General features: G+C 70.1%; 14 protein-coding genes and 1 pseudogene. 8 read left to right on the top strand and 7 right to left on the bottom strand.

Features of this window, described 5'->3' with window-relative positions; genetic code table 11:
- Nucleotides 1–42 precede the first annotated feature (42 nt).
- The 6 genes from F7Q99_RS30665 (at nucleotide 43) to F7Q99_RS30640 (ending at nucleotide 6,901) form a co-directional block, all read left to right on the top strand.
- Nucleotides 43–363, top strand: coding sequence for a hypothetical protein (locus F7Q99_RS30665; protein ID WP_153467265.1), 321 nt, complete (start codon nucleotides 43–45; stop codon nucleotides 361–363).
- Nucleotides 360–1,742, top strand: coding sequence for a glycosyltransferase family 4 protein (locus F7Q99_RS30660; RefSeq protein WP_153467262.1), 1,383 nt, complete (start codon nucleotides 360–362; stop codon nucleotides 1,740–1,742). The genes F7Q99_RS30665 and F7Q99_RS30660 overlap by 4 nt, the downstream gene beginning before the upstream one ends.
- Before the next feature lie 293 nt (nucleotides 1,743–2,035).
- Nucleotides 2,036–2,368 (top strand): plasmid mobilization relaxosome protein MobC, encoded by a 333-nt coding sequence (locus F7Q99_RS30655; RefSeq protein ID WP_153467259.1) that lies wholly within the window; start codon nucleotides 2,036–2,038, stop codon nucleotides 2,366–2,368.
- Nucleotides 2,365–4,071 (top strand): relaxase/mobilization nuclease domain-containing protein, encoded by a 1,707-nt coding sequence (locus tag F7Q99_RS30650; protein ID WP_153467256.1) that lies wholly within the window; start codon nucleotides 2,365–2,367, stop codon nucleotides 4,069–4,071. Before F7Q99_RS30655 ends, F7Q99_RS30650 begins: the two co-directional genes overlap by 4 nt.
- Before the next feature lie 788 nt (nucleotides 4,072–4,859).
- Nucleotides 4,860–5,354, top strand: a complete 495-nt coding sequence (locus F7Q99_RS30645; RefSeq protein ID WP_153466692.1) for a hypothetical protein — start codon at nucleotides 4,860–4,862, stop codon at nucleotides 5,352–5,354.
- A 14-nt stretch (nucleotides 5,355–5,368) separates the two neighbouring features.
- A complete protein-coding gene (locus F7Q99_RS30640; protein ID WP_407697892.1) occupies nucleotides 5,369–6,901 on the top strand; it encodes an ISKra4 family transposase in 1,533 nt (510 codons plus the stop codon).
- A gap of 188 nt (nucleotides 6,902–7,089) precedes the next feature.
- On the opposite strand, the pseudogene F7Q99_RS30635 reads toward F7Q99_RS30640, so the two are convergent.
- The 5 genes and pseudogenes from F7Q99_RS30635 to F7Q99_RS30620 all read right to left on the bottom strand — a co-directional run.
- A pseudogene (locus F7Q99_RS30635) lies at nucleotides 7,090–7,563 on the bottom strand (ADP-ribosylglycohydrolase family protein); the annotation flags it as partial.
- A 242-nt stretch (nucleotides 7,564–7,805) separates the two neighbouring features.
- Nucleotides 7,806–8,537, bottom strand: coding sequence for a hypothetical protein (locus F7Q99_RS30630; protein WP_153467253.1), 732 nt, complete (start codon nucleotides 8,535–8,537; stop codon nucleotides 7,806–7,808).
- A 347-nt stretch (nucleotides 8,538–8,884) separates the two neighbouring features.
- Nucleotides 8,885–9,160, bottom strand: a complete 276-nt coding sequence (locus F7Q99_RS43815; RefSeq protein ID WP_195911317.1) for a TetR/AcrR family transcriptional regulator — start codon at nucleotides 9,158–9,160, stop codon at nucleotides 8,885–8,887.
- A gap of 149 nt (nucleotides 9,161–9,309) precedes the next feature.
- A complete protein-coding gene (locus F7Q99_RS30625; RefSeq protein WP_153467250.1) occupies nucleotides 9,310–9,477 on the bottom strand; it encodes a hypothetical protein in 168 nt (55 codons plus the stop codon).
- Between the two features lie 88 nt (nucleotides 9,478–9,565).
- Nucleotides 9,566–9,892 carry a hypothetical protein gene (locus F7Q99_RS30620; RefSeq protein WP_153467247.1) on the bottom strand — a complete coding sequence of 109 codons (327 nt, stop codon included), beginning with the start codon at nucleotides 9,890–9,892 and terminating at the stop codon, nucleotides 9,566–9,568.
- 133 nt (nucleotides 9,893–10,025) lie between these two features.
- On the opposite strand from F7Q99_RS30620, the gene F7Q99_RS30615 reads away from it, so the two are divergent.
- Nucleotides 10,026–10,514, top strand: a complete 489-nt coding sequence (locus tag F7Q99_RS30615; protein WP_153467244.1) for a hypothetical protein — start codon at nucleotides 10,026–10,028, stop codon at nucleotides 10,512–10,514.
- 334 nt (nucleotides 10,515–10,848) lie between these two features.
- Here F7Q99_RS30615 and F7Q99_RS30610 read toward each other — a convergent pair whose 3' ends face one another.
- A complete protein-coding gene (locus F7Q99_RS30610; RefSeq protein WP_456114939.1) occupies nucleotides 10,849–12,387 on the bottom strand; it encodes an ISL3 family transposase in 1,539 nt (512 codons plus the stop codon).
- A gap of 248 nt (nucleotides 12,388–12,635) precedes the next feature.
- On the bottom strand, nucleotides 12,636–13,769 hold the full coding sequence (locus F7Q99_RS30605; protein ID WP_153467241.1) for a hypothetical protein: 1,134 nt from the start codon (nucleotides 13,767–13,769) through the stop codon (nucleotides 12,636–12,638).
- Between the two features lie 586 nt (nucleotides 13,770–14,355).
- Here F7Q99_RS30605 and F7Q99_RS30600 point away from each other — a divergent pair.
- Nucleotides 14,356–15,465: a mechanosensitive ion channel family protein gene (locus F7Q99_RS30600; protein ID WP_326847349.1), complete on the top strand. Its 1,110-nt coding sequence runs from the start codon at nucleotides 14,356–14,358 to the stop codon at nucleotides 15,463–15,465.
- Nucleotides 15,466–15,499: the final 34 nt, after the last annotated feature.

The following is a 15,499-nucleotide window of genomic DNA, read 5'->3' as shown; positions in this document are numbered from 1 at the left end:
TCGCCTGGCAGCCTGTGACAGCAGCCAGAGCAAGGGGGAAAGATGGATCAGATGGGTATCGACAAGTCGCGCCACCTGCTGAGCCGCCGGCGCTATACCGAGGACGTCAACGGCTCTCCCGTGACGTTCACCGAGGACGCCGAGGCCAAGCGGGCCGACCTCGGCAAGGACCGCACGGCTCCCGGCGATGGAGTCCGCATCTCCCCGCTCAAGGCCCTCGTCATCGCGTCCCTGCTGGAGGAGTACTCCCGCCGCATCGACGACGGCGTGAAGACTGGGGAACTGGACCAGTCCGCCCGAGACCACGGGAGCCTGGCCCAAGAGCTCGCCGAACACCTGCAGGCCCTGGGCGGCCTGCGATGAGTCACCCCGCCCAGCTATCAGGAGCCGGAAACGTACGGCCGCTGCGCATACTAATTCTTGGAACGGCCTGGAGCGGCAACGGCGGGCACACCGTCAACCGCGAACTCGCCGGAGGGGCGGCCGAGCTCGGGCACCACGTTGCCCTGCGGGTCATAGGCACCGCTGGAGCCCCGCCTCACCCGGGCGTCACCGTCCAGGCCTTGGACCCCATCCCTGGAATCTCCGATCGGGGACAGCTGCTACGGACTGACGGACTGCCGCGCAACGTCGACGTCATTGTCGGCGCAGGCCGGTTCTCCAGCGGCGCCGCAGGCTATCTGCGAGACCAGTTCTACCCCGCGGCGAAGGTCGTCCACTTCGTGCATGCCGCCGTTGACGAGCTCGACCGCTGGCGGGGCGACCCCGAGCAGGCCAACCAGCACGCCCGTACCGAACGCGACCTCATCGCCCGTGCCGACCTGGTCGTCGGGGTGGGACCGCTGCTGACCGACGAAGCCATCAGGCTGGCCCGCATGCTGCCCAGCCCGCCGCCGGTCCACCAGCTCATCGCCGGCACGGTCCTGAAAGAGCCGCCCACCTACTACACGGGCCAACGGCGCCTCAACGTGCTGCTGTTCGGGCGGGCCGACGATCCGCTCAAGGGCGCCGATACAGCGGCCCACGCGGTAGGGGAGCTCCGTAACCGGGGACTGGACGTCCAGCTGGTCGTCCGGGGCGGCAACCCGGCCACGCTGCGCGAGCAGGAGGCAGCCCTGTCCAATATGGCCGGCATGCCGGTCAAGGTGCGGGCTTTCACCGGAGACCAGGCCGAGATCGACTCCGACCTGCGCAGCGCCGATCTCGTGGTCATCCCGTCCCGGCAGGACGGATTCCCCTTGACTGCGATGGAAGCCACCGGTTTCGGAATTCCCATCCTGGCCGGAAGCAACATCGGTACCGGCATGTTCCTGAGCGACCCTGCCAGGGTGCCCCCGGAGCTCGGTTCGCAGTTTGTGGTCCCCATGCGCGGGAACGAGCCGGCCGCAGAACTAGGGAAGCTCTGGGCCGACCGTGCAGAGCCGATGCTCCGCAATGTTGCTGCCACTCGGCAGTCCGCCATGGCGCTGCGCGAGTACTTTGGGCAGAACTACACCTGGAGCCATGCCACTCAGGGGCTGCTGGACGCCCTGCAGGCGGTTCCCCCGCGCGCTGCGGACGGCCGCGAACAAGCGGTGGAGCGGGCGGCACAGACCGGCCGCACGGGAGCGGCGATCGACGCTGCCCGTATCGCAGGCGCGGGCATGCCCCACCTTCGCCGCGTCGCGGTCGGGAAGGGAGAGCCATCTTCCGAGACTCTGCCCTCCGTCACGCAGCAGCGCGGCTCCTCCCCAGAGCTCTGACAGCCCTAGCCTGAACTGACCGAGCCTGCGGCCCTCGTACATGTGGTGTGCCCCCACTGACCCGGCGGGGGCACCCACCCCTACGGTTCGGACCCAAGACGCATCCGATCAGCCAACAAGCCTGACGAACCCCCAGGTCAGTGAATCGGCTGTCAGACACCCCCGATACGCTCAGGCTCAAGTGTCCGGATCGTGGGCCGGGAATCGCCGCGGCCGGCGACATCGGGGAATGGAGAACAGGGATGGCAGGCGGGCGACTGACATCGGTAGGCCATCGCAGCCACACCGTGTCCGTGCGGCTGGCACCGCAGGAACTGGAGCGCTGGCGCGCGGCCCAGCAGAAGACGTCGCGCAAGGAGCTGGGTGCGTGGGTCCGGGCCGTGGTCGAGGAAGCGCTGAACGGCCACCCTGGGGTCCCCGGCGATGTCGCACAGGTGCCAGAGGTCAACCACGCTGCGTATCTCACGCTCGCCCAGGCCGCGAACAACCTGAACCAGCTCACCCGCTACACCCACCAAGAGAGCCAGCTCCACCACGACATCCAGGCAGCCATTGAGGCAGTGGGCAACGCCGCCCTGGCCATACGCGGGCTGGAGCCGCTGGACGGCGAGGAATCCGGCACGTGATCGCGAAGATCACCAAGGGCGCCCGGGCCGGAGGTGCGCTCCGGTACGACTTCGGTCCCGGAAACCGTGATGAGCACAAGGAACCGCGCTTCATAGCCGGCAACGTGGCCGGAACCCGCCAGCAAGTGGCCCGGCTGATCGACCACCACGCACGCCAGCGGTCCGATATCAAGAAGCCAATCTGGCGGTGCTCGCTGTCCCTTCCGGACGAGGACGGCGTCTTGAAGGACGAGGTCTTCGCCGAGATCGCGGAAAAGTACGTCGCGCGCATGGGCTTCGCCGGCTGCCCATGGGTGGCGGTCCGCCACGGTGACGACCACATCCACCTGACGGTCTGCCGGATCGACTGGAACGGCAAGGTGGTGTCCGACTGGCAGGACTTCGACCGCTCCCGGCCAGTCGTCCGGGCGCTGGAAGCGGAGTACGGCCTCACCAACGCCGAAGAGCGGTCTAATCGCGTCGCGCCGCAGGTCGGCGGCACAGAGCTGGCCGCCGCCGCCCGCCGGGGAGTAGCGCTACCCGAGCGTGAACAGCTCCGCCTGATCATCTGGGAAGCCCGTGACGCCGCCGCCGGCCGGGGCCAGGAGGCCTTCGAAGCCGAGCTTGCCACGAGAGGCGTAGAGTTCCGGGCCAACGTCGCCAAGACGGGCAAGATGAGCGGATACGCCTTCTCGCTGCCCGGCTGGGTGGACGCCGAAGGCCAGCAGATCTGGGTCAGGGCCTCGAACGTCGCGAAGGACTTGTCCTGGACCAAGCTTGAGCCGGTACTGAAGCCTCCCACAGGCCACGTGGAAGCCCCCGTTCAGCAGCCTCAGGCCGCCATCAGCGAGCCCAGCCAGGTAGCGGAGGAGATCCCCGCGCTCAACCACCCCTACGCGCTGGCAACGGGACCCGAACTCGCCGAGCAGCACCGGGCAGCCACACGCGCGGTCGCCACCCGGACCCAGCGGCTCGTTGCGGAGCAGCAGACCGAAGCCCGGCTGACCGACATCGCGGCGGGAACCTCACCGGGAGCCGCAGCCCTCGCCCTCGCGGACCGTCGTGACCGTTTGGAGGCCGCCGTCCAGTACCTCGCCGTCGCAGAACAACACCGAGCCCAGGCGGAGGCGCAGCTGACCCAGGCCCGGGCCGCCAGCCGCGTCGCTGAGCAGGCCGAAGCGATGGCTCGCCGGCCCGACCTAGTCCTCCGACTAGCGCGCACCAGCCAGGCCCAGCAACAGGGCCTGGCCGCTGCCGGGCGTGAACATGCAGCTCAGGCTGAGGAGCGAGCCCGGGCCGAGCAGGCGGCACAGAACACCGCGACCGCGGCCGCCCAGGCCGCCGCTCCTGGTGTGCGGGATCCCCTCGACGCTCTGGCTCAGCTGAACGAGCAGTGGAGCCCGCTGCTCACCCAGGCCCACCGCCAGGACGAGGCTCAGGCCCGTGCCCGGCTCGCGGAACACCGCCCCGTCGTCCAGGCAGCCCGCTCCGGCCTCGTCCAAGCCCGGCAGGCCGTCAGCGCGATCGAAGCCGAAGCCGCGCGCCGTCGACAGCTCACCCCGGACCAGGCTCGCGCCGAGGAAGCTATCCGCGCCCGCACGCCCCGTACAGACCACCAGGCAGCCGCCCTGGGCGAGCGCACCGTCGCCTCGGTGCCGCAGCAGCAGGCCCGTCCGCGTCAGGACGTCAGCCGCGGCTCGGGGCCCGGTCTCGGGATTGGTTGAGGTGCGCGGAACGATCTTTCCGTACGTGATCTGGAGTGGGTGTACGGAGACTCGTCTCTGACCCATACAAGGGCCCCGCCGTTAGGCGGGGCCCTTGTCATAGGTACCGACGAACACCGACACCGCGCACATCGAAGCCGACGACCCGCAGTCGACCGCCTGACCGATCTCACCGTGGAGGTTGTTGTGGTTCCCTTGCCTGAGGCAAATGCTTCCTGGCTCACCACCAGCACCAATAGCTACGACCGTGCTGCGGCTGGTGCCGCCGCGGCCGCCTCACCGGTGCCGGGGCAGGTTTCATAGATCGGCCGTCGTCCGAGGCGGTCGTGCGCGCCGGTACTGTTGCCTGATGATTCATCAGTCGCCTGTGCGCCGTCCGCTCCACGTTCGTCCCGTCGATGGGGAGGAAGCAGTACCCGAGTCAACGGTGCAAGGGCGCCGGGCACTGCCGGCTGAGGCGTTGTGGGCGGCGTCCGTCCCGGAAGCGTTGGGCGCTGCCCCGGCTCCTAGCGGCCGCCGGGTGCTGGCGGACCCGTCGGAGCGTGATTCGTCGGTGGGAGCCGGGTAGCCTGCGGTCGGCGCCCGCCGGACCCGAGAAGCACACTGGGCCATCGCCGGCGGGCGCTGCACGACGTAGGTACGAAATCCGGGATGGGTGCAGATCTTGTAGGGGTGCCTCGTTGGGGTGATTTGCTGGGGTTCGGTGGGCGGTGGGGTGGTTGGGGTTCCTAGCGTCGGTGGTGATGAGCCCGCTGTGGTGCGCGGGTGCCGAGCGAGGGGTGGGGGTCATGCCGTCGTTGTTGGCCGTGTTGGAAGCCAGGGAGGATCGGGCCCGGAGTCGGGCCGCGGGGCTGCGCGAGCGGATCGCTGAGCTGTCCGAGGAGTTGTCGCAGGTGGAGGCCGAGCTGTCGCGGCTGCGGATCACGCGGGAGACCGTGGACGAGGTGCTGGCCGATGGCCCGGGTGCGGCTGCTTCGGAGCCGATCGGGGACGTCGAGTCCGCGGTGGTGCCGTTGACGGAACTCGTGCCGGTGCTGCTCGCGGCGGAGGCGGCCGGGGACGCGACGGTGACCTCGCCGGCCTACCGGCGGGTCCTGGTCGCGTTCGCCGAGGCGCCGGGCCCGTTGCGGTGCAAGGAGGTGTGCACCGCGGTGGGGCTGGGGACGGAAGCCAACCACGTTGAGGGCATGCGCTCGAAGCTGAAGCGGCTGGTCGAGCGCGGCATCCTCGTCGAGGCCGCCTCGGGGCTGTTCGCGCTGGCGTCGCGGTCGGGTGCCCGGTGAGCGACCAGGCGGCTCTGGCCGCCGCCGAGACCGCGTTCACCGCCTCCCGCCACCTGTTCGACCAGGTCACCGACGAGCTCGGGTCCGCCGAGACAGCCGCCTTGACGCACTCGCAACTGGAGGACCTGCTGAGCTCGCGGATGCGTGAAGTGACCCGGCAGCTGTTCCAGGACCATGTCCGGCTGCGGGAGCTGACCGAGCAACGACTGCCCGAGGTGGTGGACGCCAGCGGGGTCGAACGCACCAGGATCGAGCGGGGCCGCTCCCGGATCCTGGCTACGGTGTTTGGGAAGGTGACGGTGACCCGGATCGCCTACCGCGGCAGCGGGGTGGCCGATCTGCACCCGGCCGACGCGGTGCTGAACCTGCCCGCGGGGATGCACAGCCACGGACTGGCCAAGCTCGCCGCGATCGAGGCATCCCGCGGCTCGTTCGCCGAGGCCACCGAGCGGATCAACGCCGTCACCGGCGCCGGGATCGGGCCCCGGCAGGTTCAGGAACTCGCGGTCGGCGCCGCCTGTGACATCGACGACTTCTACGACGCCCTGGTGCCGACCCCGTGCACCGACACGACCACTCTGGTGGTCTCGGTCGACGGCAAGGGCGTGGTGATAAGGCCGGAAGCACTGCGCGAGGCTACCGCGAAGGCCGCGCAGGTCAAGGGCGGCAACAAGATGAAGTCCCGACTCGCCGCCGGCGAGAAGCACGGCCGCAAGCGCATGGCCACCCTCGCAGCGGTCTACGACGCCGAGCCCACCAAGCGCGGCGTCGACGACATCATCACCGACCCCGACCCCCGTGAGGACGGCGACAGCGACGACGGCGGCCAGGGCGAGGGGCGCGAACGCCGTCCCGGGCCCAAGGCCAGGTCCAAGTGGCTGACCGGCTCCGTCGACGACCCCGCCGCCCAGGTCGTGGCCGCCGCGTTCGACCAGGCCGAGCACCGCGACCCCACCAACCGCCGGCCCTGGGTCGTGCTCGTGGACGGCGCCCGCCACCAACTCGACCTCATCACCGCGGAGGCCGAACGCCGAGGCGCGCGGGTGCACATCGTCATCGACCTCATCCACGTGCTCGAGTACCTCTGGGACGCGGCCTGGTGCCTGCACCAGGCCGGCGACCAGGCCGCCGAAGCCTTCGTCGCCCGCCACGCCCGCACCATCCTCGGCGGCGGCGCCGAACAGGTCGCAACCTCCCTCGAGAAGGCCGCTCGCGCCGCCCGGCTGAAGAAGAACCGCCGCAAGGGCATCGACGACGCCATCGGCTACCTGCGCAACAAGGCCCAGTACCTGCGCTACGACACCGCGCTGGAACACGGCTGGCCCATCGCGACGGGCATCATCGAGGGCGCCTGCCGCCACCTGGTCAAAGACCGACTCGACATCACCGGCGCCCGCTGGGGACTCGCCGGCGCCGAAGCCGTGCTCAAGCTCCGCGCTCTACGCGCCAACGGCGACTTCGACACCTACTGGACCTGGCACGAGAAGCAGGAGTTCGCCCGCAACCACCAAGCCCGCTACCGCGACCACCTCACACTCGCGGCCTGATCAACAGCACCCTCATCAGATCTGCACCCATCCGGGATCGCGCGGTCTCGTCCCGCCAGCGCTGTCGGCGCCTACCATTGGTTGGGCTTGCGCGTCCGCTGCGTCTCCGCGGCACCACGTCGCAGGCGGCCGGGGCAGGCCGTCCGGTGGAGAACGACGGCTATCGCTCTCCCGCTCCTCGCGTGGCGTCAATGATTCCAGGGTCGCCTCTCGCCCGGGTATACCTCGGAGGCGCAGTCGTCGGCGAGCACGGCGATCGTCGCGCGGCCTTCGAGTCGCTCCAGCCAGTGCTGCGGCAGGCGCACGTCGCCGTGGTGAGCGCCGAGGAGGTTGCCGCAGATCGAGCCGGTGGAGTCGCTGTCGCCCGCGTGGTTGACGGAGAGCAGGAAGGCGGCCTCGATAGGGGTGCGGGCCGGCCTGGGGTCGCAAACGGTGCCCTGACTTGAGATGTAGTAGGTCTGGGGACGGGTACGACCCAGCAGCGCGTAGACGCCGATTGCCAGGGCCTCCTCCGCGACCCAGCCCGCGCCCAGGGTCTGGAGCTTCTCCGCCGTCGCCTCGCCGTCGGCGGCGAGGTCGACGGCCTCGCGCAGCGCGGTGGTTGTCTCCTCGTGGCCGGGGTAGCGGGCGAGCAGTTCCATGGCTCGCAGTACCGCACCCTGCGGTGGCACGCGGCCACCATCGTAGGGCCGCCGCCCCCACCTCAGTCGGACAGGACGCCCCAGCCACTGGGCCGCCTGTGACGGCCGCGGTCATGTCGTGGTCGCCGTACGGGTGAGCCCTCCCCGCGCGGGCACGAGCGGGGGGCTTTGTGCGCGCGGCCGACCACGAAAGCACGACCGTGGCGCACCCGTTCATCGCCCTCGCCAGCGAGGGCCGCGGGCCTCGCCACCGAGGGCGCCGATCAGGACCCCTCCGGCCACACGTCACGGACGACGACCGTGTGGCGTACCCCCGCGTCCAGCATCGCCTGTGACCGGTGCTGGCCGTTGACGTAGCCGCCGCCCTCGCACGGCATGATCGCTACGCCCAGGCTGAACAGTGAGTACAGCGCTTCCTGCTGCCACTCGTCCGCGCCAGCTTTCATCGCGCGCTCGTCGGCGAAGTCCGCCATGTCGTCGGCCGCGACCCCGGCCTCGGTCCCCTCGGCGAGGATCGCGATGGCCATCCGGTTGACGGTGTGCCAGTCGCCGCGGTGGTACCAGCAGCAGTCATGGACCTGGCGCGTTGGCACTGCCTGCCGCCACCAGCGCCGCCACCACGACGTGCCCGCCGGCATGCACCCGCGGGCCCGGAACGGCCTGGGCCGGGCCAGCTGCCGTACCGCCATTACTTCGAATCGTGTCTCGGGCTCCGGCAGCGGCTCGCGTGGTACGTAGCCGCTCCCGCGGTCCTCAGCGACGGGCCCGCCGACGAGCTGCTCCAGCTGTCCGGCAGTGAGCGCCAGCCACCCGGGGGAGCGCAGCTCGTAGGGCTCGGCCTCGCCGAAGGTGACGAGCTCGAACTCGTCCTTCCTCACCCTGATCTCGCGGTCATGCAGCTGCCGCTGCACCCACAACGGCGGCAGCTCCTCGTCCGGACAGTGCCGCTCCCACACCGCGGCAGCGTACGCCTCAGCCCCGTTGGTCAGGCTCATCCCCTCGCGCATGGTCTGCGTGACCACCGCGACCGACCGCTGCCCAAGCGCAGTGAACAACTGCAACCGGAACGACGCGGGACGTCCACCGGAGCTGGGCGTCTTGAACATGTGGTCGTCCACCGTGCGAACCCGAGGCGCGGCGAGTCGAAGCGCAGCCTGCACGGCATCCGATGCTGGCCGAGGCCTCTTCTCGGGGTGGACGGGCTGGGTGTCACGCGGGATGTCGTTGGCCATCCCTTGATCATGCCGCGCCGCCGCCCGCCCGGGGGAGGCATCACGCGACCCGGCCCTCGTCGTTGAGCCGGGCATGAGCAGCTCCTCGCGACGCGCCCTTGGCCCCGGCATCATCTACCAGCCCAGCTGGGCAGCGGCCTGGCTACCACCCAACCCGCCCTCCGCCTCGGAATCGGTCGTACGGTCCGGCTGCACGGCGTCGCGGAGGACGGGGTGAAGAGCCGGACGATTTCATCAGGCGGCATGGATGCGACGGGTTCCAGGCGTAGGAGGTAGCGGGTGACGACGACGCCGGCGACCTGGGTGCAGAAGGCCGCGGCCCTCTTGCGGGCGTCGACGCCGTCCGGTCGTGCGGTGAGGCGGGTGATGAGTTCGCGTTCCAGCATCTCGCGGACCAGGTGACACGGGCTGCACCATCAGCCCTCCCATCCCGGGCGAACTTCATCGAGCAGGAACACCCTCCAGAGGCCGAGTCCTCGCCGGTGCAGGGAAGTTGACCCGTTCCTGACCCATCGCGGCGCGTCGTGGTGCATGATCACAGCGTGAGCACGTGGTGGGACACACGCCGCAGCGCCCGGCTGGCAGAACTGGCGTACACGCTGGGTTCTTCGGCGCCGAACCGGTCGAAGACCCTGGCGTCGGCGAACTCGCCCGCACCGCCGAGGCCCTCGCCGAGGAGTACCGCACCAGCGACCGAGGCCACGCCATACACCGCACCGGCGACATGCTGGAACAAGCCGCCACCGCACTGCACACCGCCGACCGCTTGCGTGGCGCCCTGACGCCTATCGTCAACCACCACCTGCGCTGCGCTGCTCTGGCGCTGGCCCACGCCCGCAACTGCCTGCAAGCGCAGGCCTGCCCAGCTGCCGAGACTGTCCCGCCTGCCTGATCCCGGCCGAGGTCCAGGAGCTGCCCGACCAGGTCGCGGTGCCGGTGGGCGAGGAGGTTAGCGGCTCACGCTGCCATGGTGGGCGGCGCAGTGCGCGGATTTGCTTGGCGAGCTGTGGGTCGGTCTTCTTGAGCGTGTTGGCGTGTTCGTTCCGGGCGGCGGTGAAGTCCTGCGGGGCGAGGGTGTAGAGCGCGTCGGCGATTGCGTCGAAGTCGGGCTCGGCCACGTCTTCGGACTCTACGGCGGGGCCGGCCGCCGGGCTTGTCGGGGACGTGTAGGTGGACGTCGGACCGGGGCAGGCGAGCGGCTGATCGTGTGAGGTCTGCGCTGGTCGGCACCTGCGGCTCGTTGAGGTGGTTGTGACGGACGAGACGAACAAGGGTCGGAGCCAGGCGCCGGTGGTGTGGGCGCTGTCGGTGCGCGAGGCGGCGGAGGGTCAGCCGGTCGCGGAGCTGATCGTGGAGGTCGGTGCCAGGTTTCACTCCGATCTGCTGGCGAACGCGGTCGATAGCGGCTTCGTGGTCGCCGCGGGCGAGCCGCCGGCCACGAGCGGGGTCGTCGAGGTCGGCGGTGGCCGCCTGGAGCGTCTGGTGCTGGTGGGGGGCCTCCAGGTGTGGGAGCCGGGCTCGCGGGTCGACGTGTCGCCCGGTTGGCTGGCGGCTGCCGAGGGCAGGGGCGCCGTCGTGGTGATCCTGGTGCCGCCGGGCACGTGGCCGCCCGGTCTGATCGAGCTGGCGCCCCAGGATCCTCTTGACGTCTTCACCCAGCACCTCGAACACGAGACAGCGGCGGGCCGGGTCCTGCACGGAATGGCGTCGCTGCAGGTGAACCCTCCGCCGTACGACTAGGCCGTCGGGCTGGCATACGTAGCTGACATTTGATCACTCGAACACATGCTCGAGGGGCGTGACCTCCGCAGTCCTGTTCTCCCGCCCCTCGCCCGTCGCGCCGCCACCCTCGGACTGGCCTGCTCCGCGCTCGCCGGCCTGACGCCGAGGCGGCACGGTTTCGACACCCGGCCACGCCGGTAGCCTCCGACATCGCTGCGCCCCGCTGTCCGGCCTGGCAGGACTCCGCCCGTGCAGGGTCCTGCCAGGCCGGACCGTGATCTTCGGCGATGACAGAGCGCTACCACCGATTACGGGGCTCTGTCCCGTAATCGGTGGTAGCGCTGTGTAGTGATCACTGGAGGAGGATGCGGTGACGGAGGAGGGTGAACCCGGCTCGGCCGTGCATCTGCCTCATGATCCGCTTGGTTCGCGTGTTGACGCCCTCGGTGCGGCCGTTGTGGTACGGGGTGGTGAGTCCGGCATCGACGGCGGCACGGTCGAGTTCGAGGCCGTTCGCGAAGGAATGCAGGTGGGGCAGGTCGACGGTGTGAACTGCCGTGATCCAGTCGGTGAGCTTGGCGTCGTTGCCCTTTGCCGGGGTCAGAAGCTTTGCGAACTCACCTGCCAGACAGGAGAGTTCGGTCATCTCGGGGCAGGCCTTGGTGAGTTCCCGCAGCAGTGCGGCGTCCTTGTCGCGCAGGTTCTCGGGGCGGGTGAGAAGGAGGCGGGCGAAGCGCTGTGGGGTGGTGACGGGCTTGTCGCCCTCGGCCCGGCCCTGGGTGATGTAGCGGTAGAGCAGGTTGAGGCTCCCGGTGTAGCCCAGCTCCTTGATCTCCCTGAAGAGCTGGAGGACTGGGACGGCCGGGTCTTCCACGCGGCGAGTACGCAGGTGGTCGCGGTAGGGGTCGACGAGCGTGGGCTTGTAGCGGGGTGCACGGCGGTCGCCGGTGGGCTCCATCATGCGGGCGTACCGCTTGACGGTGTTCAGGGCGACATCGAGGCGGCGGGCGCATTCGAGCAGGCCGACGCCCTTGTCGAGCAGATCGTGGACCCGCTGCCAGCGCTCGCGGGTGGTCTGCTCGCGCACGCCCCCGGGCCGGACGGGGTTCACGGCGGTGGCCCAGCAGGCGGCGTGGGAGCGGACCTCGGCCAGGACCTTGCCGCACAGGTTGCTCCACAGATGCCACCTGTCACTGACCTGGACCGCTTCGGGCAGGGCCTGGCGGATCGCCTCGCCGTAGGAGCCGGAGCCGTCCCTGCAGACGTACTCGGCCCCGGGATGCTCGCGCAGCCACGCCGCCAGGGTCTCGCCGCTGCGATCGGGCAGGACGTCGATCCGTTCGCCGGTCTCGGCGTCGATGATCACGGTCGCGTAGCGGTGTCGGCGCTTGAGGGCGAAGTCGTCGACGCCGAGCACGCGCGGGACGCGCGGCGGCGGCAGTGCCCTGCGCATGAGCACGCGCAGGGCGGTCGAGCGGGAGATCCAGCAGGCCAGCACGCGTGACAGGCGGGCGCCCGCCCGGCCCGCTAACTCCTTGACCACAGAGCCGAGCTGGTCGGCCAGACGGTTGGTGCGGCGCTGATACCGCTCCACGACGCCGGGAACCTGCTCGCGGAACGTCTGCCGCCGGCAGTCGAGCACCGGGCACACCAGGCGCCGCAACCTCACCGAGACAACGACCCGCCGTCCGTCCACCGGCACGTCCGCGACCCTTCGCCCGTGGAAACCGTGTACCTGCCCTGTTGGCGTCCCGCACACGGGGCACGGCACCGGCTCATCCCGGGTCCGCGCCGTCACCCGGATCAGGTCGCCCTCGTCCGCCACACCCTCGATGACCAGCGCCGAGAGCCCCGAAAACACCACGCTCACAAGCTCGTTGACATCTCGCACACCACGCCAACGATGCCGGTCACCCTTGGTTACCACCGATTACGGGACAGAGCCGATTACGGGACAGAACCGATGACCGTACAGACCCAGACCCGGCGGGTGAGGGGCGTCGGAGAGGATTGCGACAGCAGCATTTCGCCGCCTGGGGCGGAGGCGACGATGCAGCCGTCGATCAGAGCGCTCCGCATGTCGTATCTACAGAGATAACTGACAGACTGGTGCTCCCGTGTTCGGACCGCTCACCCCGGCTACGTGGTGGGCAGGACGGCCAGCATCCACTGCGCCAGACGGCCGGCCTCCGTGTCGCGCCGAGCCTCGCCCGCGAGCCTGGTGCGGATGGACCGGCTGGGCCGGGCGGCCGGGAGGTGGAGGTTGACCAGTGCGAGCACCACGTTGTGCCGCAGCTCCTCGGCTACGTCACGGTCGAGGACTGCCGCGAGTTCCTCAGTCACCTCGGGAGCGCCCTCACTGACCCAGCCGAGCAGTTCCGCTGACGCCTGCGCGGCCGCGTCGGAACCGAGCAGGGCGCTGCACAGCTCACGGACCAGCAGGGCCCGGTCCGCGTCGTCGCGTGTCGTGTGTGCCAGCGCGTGCAGGGCCAGGGCGCGGGCGCCGCCGCGCAGGTCGGGCAGCAGGGCCGTGAGCATCGGCCAGGCGTCGGGCAGTCGCCGCGCGTAGGGCCCGAGGTCGGGGGCGAGCTCGCGCATCGCGAAGCGGCCGGCGCGTACGAGCGCTTCCAGTACCTCGGGTGAGGCGGTCTGCGTCCGGGTGAGGTACCAGGCCGCACTCGCCGCGGTGTCCTCGCTCTCCAAGGCGCCCAGCAGCGGCGTGAGGACGCCCTCGTCGGGCCGCAGCGTGCTGCACGGTGCGCACCGGCACAGCCTGAGCGCCTCGGCGTGCTGTGCGCGTTCGTCGGCGGTGAGCTCGGTGGCGGCGACGTGCTTGACGAACTGGTGCAACCCTTTCTCGTCGGCGGACCAGAGGGTGCCACGAGCCGTCAGCCAGTGCCGCCCGTCGCCGCGGAGCAGCTCGGACGGCATCAGTGGCTCGCTCGTGATCGTGAGCCGATGACGCCGGGCGAGTTCCTCGAGGCTCTCCCACTCGACAGCGAAGGCGAGGCGAAGCCAGTGCGCCCAGGCGTGCGCCACATGTGCGCCGGGGCCCGCCATGAACTCCCAGTACAACTCGTCGCCGTAGACGCCCCAGAAGCCCTCTTCCTTGGCGTACTCGACCGCGTGGCGCGGATACTGTCTGGCGTTTTCGTATTCCGGCGCGGCGAGGTATCTGCCGATGAACGCCCGGGCGGACTCCCAGATCGCCTCGTGCAACGCGAAACGGTCGCCGTCGCCCGCTACCTGGAGCGAGATTCCGCTGGTGCTCATGCCCGGGATTGTACGGGTCTGTGAATGGTGGCCACCGGCAGGGGCTGCTGATGAGACTAGGTTCGTGCTGCCCGGCGGGAAGCGCAAGGTGCGCCCGGACGGTGTGTGGCAGGCCCCGGAGATCGGCGTGCCGGTCCTCATGGTCGAAGTCGACCGCTCCACCATGGCCCCGCCCCGGGTCGCCGCGAAGTTCACGGCCTCGCTGGATCACGTCGGATCAGTGGCGGAATTGACAGGCCCCTTCTGCCCGTGGGTGGGCAGGAGGGAGCGTGCCTCGGAGGTGCGGAAGGGGCCGTCCCGGCCAAGGCTTGGCGCGTCGACCGGCCAGCATGATCAAAGAAACAGGCAACCCCGCTGTCGCACGGACGGAGTAGTCCCGCCGGCCGGCCGAGCGGCCGGAACGCCGGGATCCGGCTGTGGCGGCATCCGGGCGATGGGGCAGGATTAGCAGTCCGTTCGGATCCGAGCATCCGCTCCAGCGCAGCTGCACACAACACGACCTGACAGGCGACAAGGTGACGACACAGCACGTACCGCGGCCGACGACGGCCCTTTGCCTCGCCCTCCACGCTGCGGGAGCGGGACGGTGACCCGGGATCTGGTCCTGCACGACTGGGTGGTGACCGGCATCGCGCTGGCCTCCGGCTGTGTGGCCGGCCTGGTGCTGCGGGCTCTGATGAAGTGGCTGGGCAAGCACGCGAGCAGGACCAAGTGGAGCGGGGACGACATCATCGTCGACGCGCTGCGCACTATCGTCCCCTGGGCGGCCGTGATCGCCGGGGCCGAGGTGGCCGCTTCGGCCCTGCCGCTCACCGCACGGATCGGGGGGCTGGTCGACCAGTCGCTGACGGCCGTGCTCATCGTCATCGCGACGCTCAGCGCGGCCCGGGTGGTGGCCGGGCTGGTGCAGTCGGTGGCCGCGTCCCGGACGGGCGTCGCGGCGTCCGCGTCCATCTTCGTCAACATCACCCGGGTCGTGGTGCTGTCGATGGGCGTCCTCGTGGCCCTAGAGACCCTCGGGGTGTCCATCGCCCCACTGGTCACCGCCCTCGGGGTGGGCGGTCTCGCGGTCGCGCTGGCGTTGCAGGACACCCTCGCCAACCTCTTCGCGGGTGTGCACATCCTCGCCTCGAAGACGGTCCAGCCGGGGGACTACATCCGGCTCACCAGCGGGGAGGAGGGGTACGTCGTCGACATCAACTGGCGCAACAGCGTGGTGCGCAACCTGTCGAACAACCTGGTGATCATCCCCAACGGCCGCCTGGCGCGGACGAACATGACGAACTACTCCCAGCCCGAGCAGAAGCTGTCGATCCTGGTCCAGGTCGGGGTCGGCTACGACAGCGACCTGGAGCACGTGGAGAGGGTCACCCTCGAGGTCGTCGACAGCGTGATGGCCGACATCAGCGGTGGCGTGCCCGACCACGAGGCCGCCGTCCGTTTCCACACCTTCGCCGACTCCAGGATCAACTTCACGGTGATCCTGGGCGTCGGCGAGTTCAGCGACCAGTACCGGATCAAGCACGAGTTCATCAAGCGTCTGCACCAGCGATACCGGACGGAGCGCATCTCGATCCCCGCGCCCACGCACACCGTCTCGCTCCAGCAGGACGGGGCGGGCGCACCGTCGTCCCTCCCGCCGGTTCCGCACCAGTGGGAAGCGCCGTCCGAGGTGCTGGCGGACCCGCGGCGATAGTCGTTTCGAGTGCTTTGCTGGGACGGATCTGAGA

It is taken from the genome of Streptomyces kaniharaensis (assembly GCF_009569385.1).
In the GTDB taxonomy this organism is placed as follows: Bacteria; Actinomycetota; Actinomycetes; order Streptomycetales; family Streptomycetaceae; genus Kitasatospora; species Kitasatospora kaniharaensis.
This window is presented reverse-complemented; position numbering and strand designations above follow the sequence as displayed.